The organism is Paenibacillus sp. FSL H3-0333 (assembly GCF_038002805.1).
Taxonomy (GTDB): domain Bacteria; phylum Bacillota; class Bacilli; order Paenibacillales; family Paenibacillaceae; genus Paenibacillus_AQ; species Paenibacillus_AQ silagei.
In genome coordinates, this window is sequence record NZ_JBBODG010000001.1 from 2,929,769 (window position 1) to 2,944,089 (window position 14,321).

Here is a 14,321-nt window from a genome sequence, read left to right on the forward strand (position 1 = left end):
ATGAGTGGAAGCCGTGCAAGAAGACGTTCCTTCATCCTGCTGGCCTTCGTGTTTCCCGCGCTGCTGTTCTACGCCGTATTCATGCTCGCTCCCGCCTTCGGCGGGGCATGGTACAGCTTCACGGACTGGAACGGACTGAATCCCGCCTACCATCTGGTGGGATTCTCCAATTATATCGAAGCGCTGACGGATGATGCCTTTTTCATTGATTCAGTCTGGTTTACCCTGAAATTTGTAGTGGTAATGGTTGTAATGCAGAATGTGCTGGCGGTCCTGCTGGCGGTCCTGATCGAATCACGCAGCCGGAGCAAGGCCTGGTTCCGGACGATCTTCTTCATGCCCAACATGATCAGTATGATTATCGGCGGCTTCATGTGGCTGTTCATCTTCACCAAAGCTTTGCCTTATATCGCTGAGCATGCAGGACTCGCCTTTCTGGACCAGTCGTGGATCGGCGATCCGAAATATTCTTTTCTGGCGATTGTCATTGTCTCCCTGTGGGGCGGCGTTGGCTATCTGATGGTGATCTATATTGCAGCGCTGCAAGGGGTGCCGGACGCGCTTAAGGAGGCGGCAGCAATCGACGGTGCGAACAGCTGGCAGACCTTCCGCAGCATTACGCTGCCCATGGTCTATCCTGCGGTAACGATTGGAATATTCGTGACGCTGAATAGCTCCTTCAAGGCATTTGATGCCGTGTTCGTGCTCACGGGGGGCGGACCGGGGCGGGCGACGCAGGTCATTGCCCTGAATATTTTTGAAGAAGCGTTCAAGATGAGCAGCCGCTACGGCTACGCCAGTGCCAAGGCAATGATCCTGTTCCTGGTAGTTCTGGTAATCACGCTGATCCAGCTGAGCCTTATGAAACGAAGAGAGGTGGAGGCATGAGCACGGTCCGGGTGAATTCCACACTCAAGCCGGGTACGGCGGCACGGCGCAGAATCTCTTCGGTAATCATTATTCTGGTCCTGCTGGCCGGGGCAGTAATTACGCTCTTTCCGATCTATATGGGCGTACTGAACTCTCTGAAGACGGAAGGGGATATGATGAACAATATTCTCGCCATTCCAGGGCAGCTGGAATTCGGCAATTATAGCGATGCTTTTGAGAAAACCAATTTCCTGCGCAGTCTCAGCAACACCGTGGTGGTCGCGGTTACCGGCCTCACCGGCATCATTCTCTTCTCGTCCATGGCTGGCTACAAGCTGTCCAGAACACCCGGCAGACTGAGCACGTTCCTGTTCAATCTGTTCGTCCTGTCGATGCTGATTCCGTTTCATTCCATCATGATCTCGCTGAACCGGATCTCCATGAAGCTGGCAGTTCAGGGCTCAACGGTCGGTCTCGGCCTGATCTACATCGGGCTTGGAGTGTCGATGGCCATCTTCCTGTACCACGGGTTCGTCAAATCGATCCCCCGGGATCTGGATGAAGCGGCGGTGATCGACGGGTGCGGGGAGCTTAGGCTGTTCACTACGATTATTTTTCCGCTTCTGCTGCCGATTACGACAACTGTGGCGATTCTCAACCTCCTGTGGATGTGGAATGACTTCCTGCTGCCGCTCTTGATGCTCACGGATGCCGATCAATATACACTGCTGCTGTCCACCAATATGCTGTTCGGGCAGTACGGCAATAATGACTGGGCTGCGATTCTGTCTTCGCTTGTGCTGACCATGCTGCCCGTTGTTGTGCTGTATCTGCTGCTGCAAAAATATATTCTGAATGGCATCGCTGATGGCGCTGTCAAAGGGTAAAGAGGAGGAAATACAGATGATTCACCGGGAAGACCATGAAGTAAGCGGGTTCCTGTACGCAGACGGACACCGAATCCGAAACGGGGAAGGACGCGAGCTGCTGCTGCGCGGTGTAGGGCTTGGCAGCTGGCTGCTTCCGGAAGGCTACATGTGGCGTTTCCCGGAGCGGGGAGACCGTCCGCGCCGGATCGAGGCGATGATTACCGAGCTGATCGGTCCGGAGGACGCGGAGGTATTCTGGGAGACCTACTATGACCGTTACGTGGCCGAAGCGGATATCGCGCGGATTGCGGAAGAAGGCTTCAACTCCGTGCGGATTCCGATCAATGCGCGGTATATCCTGGGGGGAGAAGGGGACGGGGCCTGCTGGCACGAGGAGCATCTCCAGCGGCTGGATCGGGTTATCGGCTGGTGCAGGGATTATAGAATCTATGCGATTCTGGATCTGCACGGAGCACCCGGCGGCCAGACGGGAACGAATATTGACGACTCTGCACAGGATCTGCCGGAGCTGTTCACGGATGAGCGCAACAAGCAGCTGACCGTCGCCATCTGGCGGATGCTTGCGGAGCGGTACAAGGACGAATGGATCGTCGCAGGCTACGACCTGCTGAACGAGCCGCTGCCGGAGTGGTTCGCTGAGCATAACGATCAGGTGATGCCGCTGTACCGCGAGATTATTGCAGCCATCAGGGAAGTGGATGCCCGGCATATGATTATTCTCGAAGGTGTGCACTGGGCGACGGACTGGTCGATCTTCGAAGAGAAGCCGGGCAATGAACTGCCGGACCAGAATCTGATGCTGCAGTTTCATAAGTACTGGAACAACCCTGATACCGAGAGCATTCAGAAGTATCTGGACGCCAGAGAGCAGCTGAATGTTCCGCTGTTCATGGGGGAGGGCGGAGAGAACAACAAGGACTGGTACGCTGGCGCTTTCCGCCTGTTTGAGGATCACGGGATCTCCTGGAACTTCTGGACCTGGAAAAAACTCGACACGGATAATTCCCCCTGCTCCATCGTCCTTCCGCAAGGCTGGCACAAGCTGGTCAGCTATCTGGAGGGAGGCGCGAAGCCGGAGCGCGTGGAGGCTCAAGCGATACTGGACGAATATTTGCTCAATCTGAGCCTGGAGCACTGCATATACCATGCTGATGTGGTCCGCTCGCTGTTCCGGCGGCTGCCGGTGCGGATTCCCGCTATTTTTTATGGTTACAAGGGGAGCGGTGTCAGCTTCGGGCGCGCTCCCGGCAGGCAGGCGGCGGCAGGTATCAGCTACCGTGAAGGGGACGGCATGGATTTCCGCTTTGTGGAGGGAAATCGTACGGCCCCCAATTTCCAGCATGGACGCGGCGAATCCTGGCAGCCTGAGGAGAGGCTGTGCGTGGAGCTGGCGGAGGGGGACTGGGTGGCGTATACCTTCACTGTTCGGGATTCGGAGCGGCTGAGTCCGCAGGATTGGCGGGAGTCACTGGAGCCGGAGGGATCGAAGGACTGGCGAGAGTCGCGGGGCTCGCAGGACTCGCTGGCTCTGGAGTTGCGGGTGCTGATGGGCGGGCCGGAGAATGAGCTGCTGGTGAAGCTGGACGGTCAGGAGATCGGCCGGGTGAACGGCTGCGGGCAGGATTGGCAGACGAGGCGGATCATAAGCGGCGGACGGCTGGAGGCAGGAAGCCATGAGCTGACTGTCAGCACTGCGGCTGGCTCTGCGACTATCGAGTGGCTGGATTTGCGGTAGTGCGAATATGCAGCAGAGTGTTGGAGCAGTGGTCAAGCTTTCCGGACCGGACTAATGAAGAAGCTAATATAGCACCGATGACTTCACTCTTTTAATCCTTCAGGCCTCATCTTGCCCATCCACAATTTAAAGACTGATGCTCTACTAGCATCAATGATTGTAATAGTTACCGGGTCCGTAGATTGCGTTTTTGCAGTTTACGGGCCTGTTTCCTGTAGTAGATATTCATCTATGTTGAAGATGATTAATATGAAATTCTGCCCATAATACAAAATGTTCAACATTTACGTCTACAGTGCTTCATGTAAGTCTCCACGATAACGCAAACAGGATGTGGATTGATGAATAGCGTAGTGCGAACTGCGTTTGACGTATGGAGCAGGGCAGCAAGGGAAGAAGCCGGATATTAAAATTCAGGAGACTGGAATTCAGAGGACTAATTTGACTGGCACAAGGATTTGAGAAAACGCTATACATCTTTTAATAACACGTGTTATACTCTCGGTGAGGTGCTGATATGGGCAAAAAAAGAGTAACCAGCTTTGACGTAGCCAAGCGGGCTGGCGTGTCCCGCAGTGTAGTGTCTGCCGTACTGAATGATACTCCCGGCATCGGGGTTGGCGCGGAGACGCGCGAAGCCGTACTAGAAGCCATCCGCGAGCTGAATTACCATGTGGACGCCGGTGCACGCAGTATGAAGACAGGAAAGAGCATGACGCTTGCCGCCTTTGGAGATACGCGCCATCCGTTGTTTACCCGGCTGCTGGAGGGCATGCAGCGGGAGTGTGAGCTCAGCGGGTATCATATATTGCTCTGCTCTCCGCGTCATAAGGGAAACGCCAATGGTCGGGCCGAGCTGCTGGAGCTCTATCATCAGCGGAAGATTGACGGGATTGTGACGCTTGATCACACGAGTTATGGTGATCTGGAATGGGCAGCCAAGATCGAAGCTGCCGGGATTCCGTATGTTTCAGTGGAAGGGTACGCAGAGGTGCCGGGTGTATATTCGGTATTAGCCGATTATTCAGGCAGCGTGGAGACCGCGCTGAACTATTTGCTGCGGGAAGGTTCAGCGCAGCAGCCTGGTCCGGCCTACGCTGAGATATACCATGGGGATAGCGCGGATAACTGGGCGGAGCGGAACCGCCGCGATGCCTATACCGGCTGGTGCAAGGCACATGGACTGCAGCCCGTGATAATTCAACTGGATGAGCAGCAGGGAGACTGGGCCGGGTGCCTGCAGCAGCTGGCGGCGGATAACGGCCGGCCCTATGCGCCGCTGCTGGTCAACTGGTCGAGCGCCATACCCGATCTGTACCGGGCAGCGCACAAGCTTGGCCTGCGCATCGGCGAAGATGTACGGATCATGGCGGCAGACAATACGATTCAGGGCCACCGGCTTAGCCTGCCATCCCTAAGCTGCGTGGAAATCCCCTACGTCAGCATGGGCGAGGAGGCAGTCCGCTGCCTTCTGAAGCAGATGAACGGGGTCATGGAGAAGGAACAGGCGGACAAGATTTGGCTGCCTGCGATATTGCGTGCGGGAGAAAGCGCGTAAGTGCTTGTTTTGATGTTCTTTCTCTGCTGAAATGATGTATGAAAACTAGGATTGGGTTCTTTGGAGCTGAGGGATCAGAGGGATAAATCCCTCTCAATCCGCCAGATACAGACCGCAGGAGGAAATGAGGAGCAAAAGTGCACCTGAACTCACCAGGTGCAGGCCGGGGAGCGGCACCGTCAATTGGTGGCCGGCCGCCATAATGTTTGTTTAATAACACGTGTTATATAAGGGAGGAGAACGGAAATGAAGATGTTCTGGACAGAAGAGAAGCTTGGCGCGCGGTTGAGAGAGCTGGAGAGTTACAGGTACCGTGAGGGGATTACGCTTGAGGAGTGGCAGGTTACTGAGGATCTGGAGGGGGCTAATGGTGCCTATCCGCCTGTACTTGATGGTGACAGGAAGCTGCGAACCGGGGAGCATTGGACCGGCTATGATGCTTATCTGTGGCTGCACCGCAAGGTAACCGTTCCAGCCGAGTGGCAGGGTAAACGTGTTGTCGGGCTGTTCGACTTCGGCCGGACCGGCGGGGGCAATAACAGCGGGTTCGAGTCGCTGCTGTACCTGGACGGGAAGCCTTATCAGGGCGTGGACTCTAACCATCAGGAAGTGTTCCTGGAAGACGACGCGGCCGGCCGGGAGCTGGATTTCACCTTTCGCTTATGGTCGGGCCTGAACGGAGACGGTCAGCTGATTCCGCAGGAGCACAAGATCAAGCGGGCAGAGCTGGCCTATCTGGATGAGGCTGCCGACAATCTCTATTATACCGGCCGGGCTGCGCTTGGAACCATCAAGCAGCTTCCGGACAGCCAGATCGAGAAGCATGAGCTCTTAGCGGCCTTGAATAAGGCCTTCAACAGGCTGGACTGGTCCAGACCCGGCAGTGCGGAGTTCTATGCTTCAGTCCAGGAGGCAGAGTCAAGCCTGCTTGAAGACCTTTCCCACCTGGAACGGGAGCATCCGGTGACGGTAACTGCCATAGGCCATACACACATCGATGTGGCCTGGTTATGGCGCCTGACCCACACCCGCGAGAAAGCAGCCCGCTCCTTCTCCACCGTACTGCGGCTGATGAAGGAGTTCCCGGAGTATATTTTTCTGCAGACTCAACCTCAGCTCTATGCTTATATCAAGCAGGATTACCCGGAGATCTATCAGGAGATTAAGGAGCGTGTGGAAGAGGGACGCTGGGAAGCCGGAGGGGCGATGTGGCTGGAAGCGGACTGCAATCTGACGAGCGGTGAGTCGCTGGTGCGGCAGATTCTGTACGGGACAAAGTTTTTCCGCGAGGAGTTCGGGGTGGACTGCAAATACCTATGGCTGCCTGATGTGTTCGGCTATAGCTGGGCGCTGCCGCAGATTCTGCGCAAGTCAGGCATTGATACCTTCATGACCACCAAGATCAGCTGGAGCCAGTACAACCGGATGCCGCATGATACGTTCCAATGGAGAGGGATTGACGGCAGCGAGGTGCTGACCCACTTCATCACCACACCGGAGGGACCGGATTCGGGGGCCTGGTATTACACCTATAACGGCCTGATCGAGCCTTTCTCTGTGCAGGGCATCTGGGAACAGTACCGGGACAAGAACCTGAACCGTGAGCTGCTGTTGTCCTATGGTTACGGGGACGGGGGCGGCGGTGTGAACCGCGAGATGCTGGAGATGCGGCGGCGGCTGGATACGATGCCGGGTCTTCCACAGGTGAAGACGGGCCGGGCAGCGGAATACTTCGAGCGTCTCCATGAGACGATCGATGCTACGGAGGAGTATGTGCATACCTGGGACGGGGAGCTATATCTGGAGTACCACCGGGGAACTTATACCAGCCAGGCCTATAATAAAAAAATGAACCGCAAGCTGGAGCTGCTATACCGCGAAGCGGAATGGCTGCAGATGCTCTGGGCGGCGGAGAGCGGCGGATTCGGCCAGTATCCTGCGGACGCGCTCCTGGAAGGCTGGCAGATCATTCTGCGCAACCAGTTCCACGATATTATTCCCGGCTCCTCCATTCATGAGGTGTACCAGGATTCCCGGGTGGAATATGCCGAAGCAGAGCAGCTTGGCCTGGCAGCGCGGGAGGCTGCGGCAGCAGGGCTTGTCGGCCTGACGTCTGCGGGTTCGCCTGCAGCGCATGTTGGTCTTCCTACGGCGTCTGCTGAGGGTTCGCCTGCAGCATCTGCCGTTCTCTCTCCGGCGTCTGCCGAGGGTTCGCTTGCGGCGCAAGCTGACCTCACTCCGGCGGAAACCCCGGAGCAGACAGAATATACGCTGTTTAACAGCGCCTTCTTCACTGCTCCCCGGCTGGCAGCCGTGCCTCACGATGCAGAGAATGCTGTCTGGACGGACGCTGAGGGTAACCGGCTGACTGCACAGCGCTCAGGCGGGCAGTGGCTGGTGGAGACGTCGGCGGTCCCGGCAATGGGGAGCGCAGTGATTGTGGCCGCTGAGCCTGGCGGTTCCGAAGCCGCTCAGCCGGAACCTACCCTTCCTTTCCACTGGCAGGATTCCACACTAACCACTCCTTATTATATTCTGGAGTGGAATGCATCAGGACAGCTTAGCCGGATCTTCGACCGCAGCGCAGAACGCGAGGTACTGGCACCGGGCGAATGCGGCAATGTGCTTCAGGTCTTCGAGGATAAGCCAAAGATGTTCGATGCCTGGGATATTGATCTGTACTACCAGGAGAAGATGCGGACCATCAGCGATCTGCGCTCCGTCAAGCTGACCGAATGCGGCCCGCTCCAGGCTGTGCTGGAATTCGTCTGGAGTTATATGGATTCCACCATCATCCAGAAGGTCAAGGTGTATGCCGGAAGTGCGCGCATTGATTTTGAGACTTACGTAGACTGGCATGAGCAGCACCAGCTACTCAAAGCGGCCTTCTCTGTGGCCGTGCGGGCTACGGAAGCCACATACGATATCCAATTCGGTAATGTGAAACGGCCGACTCACTGGAATACAAGCTGGGATTACGCGCGGTTCGAGAGCGTGGGCCATCAGTGGGCGGATCTGTCGGAGCGGGGCTACGGGGTCAGTCTGCTGAACGATTGCAAATATGGCTATGACATCAAGGATCATACGATGCGGCTGTCGCTGATCAAATCGGCAACCAGCCCAGACCGGCTGGCGGACCAGGGAGAGCATAACTTCACGTATGCCCTGCTGCCGCATGAGGGGGACTGGGTGACTGCGGGCACGGTACAGGAAGCATGGGCGCTGAACCAGCCGCTCCTGGCCGTGGAAGGAGCCTACACCGCCGGAAGCGGTAAATCCTTGATTACCTGCGATGCCCCGAACATTGCCATCGATGCCGTGAAGCTGGCCGAAGACGGCAGCGGCTGTATCGTCCGGCTGCATGAGTTCACCGGAACGCGCTGCACAGCGGATGTCAGCAGCGATTATGCCGTCTCCTCCTGGCAGCTGCGCGATCTGATGGAGCGGCCGCTGGAGACTGAGACAGTGGACGGACCCGCGATACGGCTTGATTTCAAGCCCTATGAAATCCATACGGTTCATGTGGCTTTTGCCTAATACTTAAGCCGGGGCTGCCCGTCCAAGCAGGTTAATATACATTTAAAAGGCCGCCATTTCGGCAGGGGAGTTTTCACTACACCCTGCCGAAATTGGCGGCCTTTTTTGAACATATAACTGTTCTTGTCCGCTTACATCTGTTTAATCAGCTCTTCAAGCTCAGCAACCAGACTTTTGGCAAGCTCAAAATTATTATCCTTCAGCGCCAGTTCTACCCGGGTTTCGGCTGCTTTCTTCTTCTGCTCCAGCTCCAGATAATCTTTATCGAAATGCCGGGCATAAATCATCTTCTTGAATTTCTTGATCGTCATCTTGCGGACCGTCTTATCGTCAATGATCAGCACATAGTCCATCCCGTTGACTACGGAATAGAAGTCATGGGAGATCATGAGAATCGCGCCCTTGTACTCCTGGATGGCTTGGTCCAGAGCGATTTGCGTGTAGGTGTCCAGATGGCTAGTCGGCTCGTCTAGCAGCAGGACGTTGGCCTTCAGGGCAGACACCTTGGCCAGCTGTAACAAATTCTTTTCGCCGCCGGACAGGGCTGCTATTCTCTGGTTCACGATCTCGCCTTCAAAGCCGTAGCCTGCCAGATGGGAGCGGATCTCATCATACGTAGCCATCCCGGCCTCGATGAATTCTTCCAGCAGGGTGTTGGAATCGTTCAGCACTTCGCCTTGAAGCTGGGACAGATAAGCTACCGCAGCCTCCGGGCTGAGGGTTATAGAGTCGTGTTGGCCCCGCGCAATATCGCGCAGCAGGGTTGTTTTGCCGGTACCGTTCGGACCGATCAGGGCGACTTTATCACCAGCATTCAGCTCGAAGCTAACCTTGTCCAGCAGCAGCTCATCGAAGGCCGCCCGGTAATCCTGGACTGTCACTACAGGAGTGTCAGTGTCCTGCGGCTCATGCACCATCCCCAAATGAATCTGCGGCTGCTTAATGTCCACGAACGGCGCTTTGATTCTGCGGGCCTCCAGTCTTTCCTGGAACTTCACTCTCGCTTTCAGCGCCCTCCCTCTGGAGGCTTCTGAATTATACGTGGCGATCGCCCGGAGGTTGTCGATAATCACATCGTTGCGCTCAATCTCTTCCTGTTCAGCGAGGGCCAGCTCCTGCAGCTCTATTTTGGTCTGAAGGAGGGAGAGGTTGTATTCCAGGTAGCGGCCGTCAAACTCTTGGAGCTCCTTATTCTCAAGGTGAATGATTTTGTTAAAACAATGGTTAAGCAAATAACGGTTGTGCGTAACCACCAGCAGAATTCCCTTATGAGAGTTAATCAGCTGCCGGAGCGCATTCAGGTTCTCGAAGTCCAGGAAGACATCCGGCTCATCCATAATCAGGAAGTCGGGGCGGTTCAGCATTTCCTTCATTACCTGAACAAGCTTGAATTCCCCGCCGCTCAGCTCGGATACCTTGAGATCCCTGCGCTTCATGAGGTCTGCCAGATTCAGCTTTTTATGAATAAGACTCTCGTAATCATCTCCGCCCAAAGCCTCAAAAGCGTCCAGAGCCAGTTGATACTTCTCCAGCAGCGGCTCAATATCCGCCGAGGTCTCCATCTCAGTGCAGATGAGCTGTATTTCCTCCTGTAGCTTAATGAAAGGTCCGGCTATATATTCAAACACGGTGGTGTCTAGAGACTGGTCAGGCTTGGCGAACTGGCTCACATACCCGATGCTGCAATCAGGCTCCATCTCTATTGTACCGTCGAACAAATATCTGTTCCGGTCGATGAGGATATCGATCAGGGTGCTTTTTCCGCTGCCGCTGGTTCCGATAAAAGCGCAATGCTGCGCCTCTTCGAGCGTAAACGAAATGTCAGTGTAGAGCTCTTTTTGCGGGAAGGAGAAGGACAGGTGTTGAACTTTAATCATAGGACTACCTTTCTGTGTAGCTGGAATGGAGTTTACCGTTGATAGCCTAACACTATTTCCTAATAACATCAATGATTCCGCGTTAAAGTTGTTCCTCCGGGTTCACCGCTTCCATCTGTTTCCTTCCCGGTGTTTGCCGGTAGATCCCCGGTGTGGTACCGATAATCCGCTTGAACACCAGATTGAACGTTGACGGATCGCGGTAGCCTACCTGCTCTGCAATGAGGTGAACGGGCGAATTGGGCTGCTGGACCAGCAGCAGACAGCTTTTCTGAATCCGGACGTTCTGCAGGTACCGGTAGAAGGTCTGCCCGGTATGCGCCTTGAACAGCCGCTGAAGATGCCGTTCACTCCAGTCGAAGCTGCGTGAGAGATGCGTCAGGGTAATCTCCTGCACATAGTTCAGGTGGACATAATTCAGAATCTGCAAAAATTGCGTCTGCTTGCCCAGCGGAAACTGAATCTCATCATGCTCCAGCCTGTAGATACTGATCAGAAGCTGAATGAACAGGGTCAGCAAATAGCTGTCCGAGCCGCTCTGCGGCAGGTGAAGCTCACGGTGAAGCGCCAGAAACAGGTTCTCTATGGAACCATTCAGATCCGTCAGGGAGAAGGAAGGCAGCCGTTGTTCTCTGATCTGCTCCAGGTAGGAGGCAATCGGCGGGTCTTGAATCACGCAGGCAAGACGGTCCAGCAGCTCCGGCTTAAACAAACAATTGTACACGACGAGCGGCTCGCGCAGAGAGCTGGGTGAAGACGGACGGAAGACATGGGACACGCCGACAGGAATGAAGTGCAGCTGGCCCTTGCCGGTCGGGTGAGCCTTCTGGCCGATATAATGAAAGCCTTTGCCCTCGGCCACGAAGGTCAGCTCCATGAAGTCATGGGAGTGAAGCGGAAGATCATAGGTCTCGGTAGCGCGGTTCACATATAACTGGAGATTGCCCCGGAAGAAATACTCCCCTTTTAGCGTATGGTTGGCCGAATCCATCAGTTCCCTCCTCCAGATGGTATAAAGTCCTTTTTACCCCGGTGAAATGTCCATATTGCAGGTCATGCAAACCATGCGGAATCCTATAATTGTAATAGAAAGCGCATCATATATACAGGTATACAGGATTAATCCTATAAAAGGTGAGGTGTATTCAATGATAGCTATCCAAAAACCGCGAGTGGAGTACCAGGAGAATCCGCTGGGACTGGATATCCGTAACCCGAGAATCAGCTGGCAGCTGCATGCGGATGAGCGCGGTGTGAGGCAGCAGGCGTATCAACTACAGGTGGCAGGTGCGGCGGATTTCGGGAGCGTATGGTGGGACTCGGGCAGAGTGGAGTCTGGTGAATCTCTCCATATCGAGCTGAAGGGGCTGGAGCTGCAGTCCAGGCAGATTTATTATTACCGGGTGAAAATATGGGATCAGCACAACCGCCCTACGGAGTGGTCACAGGCGGCCTGGTGGGAGATGGGGCTGCTCTCGCCGGAGGAGTGGACCACAGAATGGATTACGGCTCCCTTGGCCTGCCTTGCGGAAGATGCGGAGCAAAGTCCGCTGCTGCGCGGCTGCTTCCAGGTGGACCGGCCGCTCGCCCGGGCCCGGATCTATGTGACCAGTCTCGGGCTGTACGAGCTGGAGCTGAACGGCGTGCGGGTCGGAGATACTTATCTCAATCCCGGGTGGACCAGTTACAGCCACCGCCTGCAATATCAGACGTATGATGTAACGGAACAACTGGTGGTTGGGGACAATGTGGCCGGAGCTTGGCTCGGAAACGGCTGGTACAAAGGGAATCTCGGCTGGGAGCACAGGAAGCATATCTATGGCAGCCGCACAGCGCTGCTGTTGCAGCTTCATCTCACCTATGAGGACGGCACGGAGCAGATCATAGGGAGCGGTCCGCAGTGGAAGGTGTTGCCCGGCCCGCTGCTGATGTCGGAGCTGTATCACGGGGAGACCTATGACGCCCGCATGGCGCAGCACGGCTTCAGCGCGCCGGGGTATGACGACACACTGTGGACACCGGCCGAGATTCTTCCGTATGCCAAGAATATTCTGCTTGCACAGGAGAATGATCCCGTCCGGGCGGTCCAGGAATTGGCACCTGTTGCTCTCATCCGCACTCCGGCGGGGGAGACGGTGCTCGATATGGGCCAGAATATGGTCGGCTGGCTGCGGTTCACCGTAGATGGCGCGGCGGGTCAGGAATATCAGCTGCGCCATTTCGAGGTGCTGGATCAGCAGGGAAATGTATATACCGAGAACCTGCGGACAGCCAGGCAGACCGTTACTTATATCGCCGGAGGCGGGGGCCGGGAGAGCTTCCAGCCGCGTTTTACCTTCCAGGGCTTCCGGTATGTCCAGCTGATCGGCTTCCCGGACCCGCTGGATCTGCAGGACTTCACAGGCGTGGTGCTGCATTCCGATATGGAGCCGACCGGCACCTTCACTTGCTCCGATGCACTGCTGAATCAGCTCCAGCACAACATCCTCTGGGGGCAAAAGGGCAATTTCGTCGATGTGCCGACCGACTGCCCGCAGCGGGATGAACGGCTGGGGTGGACCGGCGACGCACAGATGTTCATCCGCACGGCGGCGTATCTGATGAATGTGGCACCTTTTTTCAGCAAATGGCTGGGGGATCTGGCTGCGGATCAGCGGGAGGATGGCGGCGTTCCCTACGTGATTCCGCATGTGCTTGGGGAGGAGGCGCATTCCTCTGCAGCCTGGGGCGATGCGGCGGTCATCTGTCCGTGGACGGTCTACCAGTGTTACGGGGATAAGCGGATTCTGGAGCAGCAGTACAGCAGCATGAAGGGCTGGGTGGAGTATATCCGCCGCCAGGGTACGGATGAGTTCCTGTGGAATACCGGCGACCACTTCGGAGATTGGCTGGGTCTGGATGCCAAGGCCGACAGTCATGTGGGTGCAACGGACCGGAATTATATCGCAACGGCCTTCTATGCCTATTCGGTCCAGCTGATGGAGAAGACGGCGAAGGTGCTGGGCAGGATAGAAGATGCGCAGGAATACTCGCAGCTTCATAGCCGGGTCAAAGATGCGTTCAACCAAGCGTATATCCTGCCAGCGGGGGAGGAAGGGCCAGCTACCCAAACAGCCTGTGTGCTGGCATTAATGTTCGGACTAGTGGAGGGGAGTACGAAGGACCGTACGGTAGCGAGACTTATACAACTGCTGGAAGCGAGCGGGTATCACCTTACGACCGGCTTCGTCGGCACGCCTTATCTGAGTCTGGTGCTGGCGGATGCGGGACATTACGAGGCTGCCTACAAGCTGCTGCTCCAGACGGACTATCCATCCTGGCTGTATCCGATTACCCGCGGCGCAACTACGATCTGGGAGCACTGGGACGGAATGAAGGAGGACGGAAGCTTCTGGAGTGCGTCGATGAATTCCTTCAACCACTATGCTTATGGGGCGGTAGGGGATTTCCTGTACCGCTATGTGGCCGGGATCGAGCAGACAGAGGAGGGGCCGGGCTATAAGCAGTTCCTGATCCAGCCGTATCCGGGAGGCGGACTGACCTCGGCTGCTGCCAGTCTGGAATCCATGTACGGGACGATCCGCTCCGAATGGACGATAGATTCCGGGACAATCGAGCTGATCGCCGTGATTCCGCCGAATACCTCAGCTACGGTGCTGTTGCCGGATGCCTTGCTGGCCGAAGTGTCGGAGACAGGAATGGCGGCTGGGCAGCCGCTTCAGCAGGTCCCAGGCATTCATTCCGCTGAGCAGCTGGCACAGGTGGTGAAGGTTACACTTGGCTCCGGGGAATACAGATTCCAGTACCCTTTGCGGAAGTAAGTGCGTGTAGACGGGCTATTTCAGCCATACTAA

Annotated in this window: 8 protein-coding genes; 6 read left to right on the forward strand and 2 right to left on the reverse strand. The window is 56.0% G+C overall.

From position 1 onward, the window contains the following. The 5 genes from MHH78_RS12725 (at position 1) to MHH78_RS12745 (ending at position 8,590) form a co-directional block, all read left to right on the forward strand. The gene (locus MHH78_RS12725; protein WP_341167617.1) at positions 1-888 is read left to right on the forward strand and encodes a carbohydrate ABC transporter permease; all 888 of its coding nucleotides are present in this window, start codon (positions 1-3) and stop codon (positions 886-888) included. Continuing rightward, entirely contained in the window at positions 885-1,757 is an 873-nt protein-coding gene (locus tag MHH78_RS12730) for a carbohydrate ABC transporter permease (protein WP_341167618.1), read from the forward strand. Before MHH78_RS12725 ends, MHH78_RS12730 begins: the two co-directional genes overlap by 4 nt. A gap of 16 nt (positions 1,758-1,773) precedes the next feature. Beyond that, positions 1,774-3,495 carry a glycoside hydrolase family 5 protein gene (locus MHH78_RS12735; RefSeq protein ID WP_341167619.1) on the forward strand — a complete coding sequence of 574 codons (1,722 nt, stop codon included), beginning with the start codon at positions 1,774-1,776 and terminating at the stop codon, positions 3,493-3,495. 517 nt (positions 3,496-4,012) lie between these two features. After that, positions 4,013-5,053: a LacI family DNA-binding transcriptional regulator gene (locus MHH78_RS12740; protein ID WP_341167620.1), complete on the forward strand. Its 1,041-nt coding sequence runs from the start codon at positions 4,013-4,015 to the stop codon at positions 5,051-5,053. A gap of 252 nt (positions 5,054-5,305) precedes the next feature. Beyond that, positions 5,306-8,590, forward strand: coding sequence for an alpha-mannosidase (locus MHH78_RS12745; protein ID WP_341170325.1), 3,285 nt, complete (start codon positions 5,306-5,308; stop codon positions 8,588-8,590). 131 nt (positions 8,591-8,721) lie between these two features. Here the strand turns inward: MHH78_RS12745 and MHH78_RS12750 are convergent, their stop codons facing one another. Then, positions 8,722-10,467 carry an ABC-F family ATP-binding cassette domain-containing protein gene (locus tag MHH78_RS12750; RefSeq protein WP_341167621.1) on the reverse strand — a complete coding sequence of 582 codons (1,746 nt, stop codon included), beginning with the start codon at positions 10,465-10,467 and terminating at the stop codon, positions 8,722-8,724. 82 nt (positions 10,468-10,549) lie between these two features. Further along, positions 10,550-11,458, reverse strand: a complete 909-nt coding sequence (locus MHH78_RS12755; protein WP_341167622.1) for a helix-turn-helix transcriptional regulator — start codon at positions 11,456-11,458, stop codon at positions 10,550-10,552. 157 nt (positions 11,459-11,615) lie between these two features. On the opposite strand from MHH78_RS12755, the gene MHH78_RS12760 reads away from it, so the two are divergent. Then, positions 11,616-14,288: a glycoside hydrolase family 78 protein gene (locus tag MHH78_RS12760; protein WP_341167623.1), complete on the forward strand. Its 2,673-nt coding sequence runs from the start codon at positions 11,616-11,618 to the stop codon at positions 14,286-14,288. The last annotated feature ends 33 nt before the right edge of the window (positions 14,289-14,321 follow it).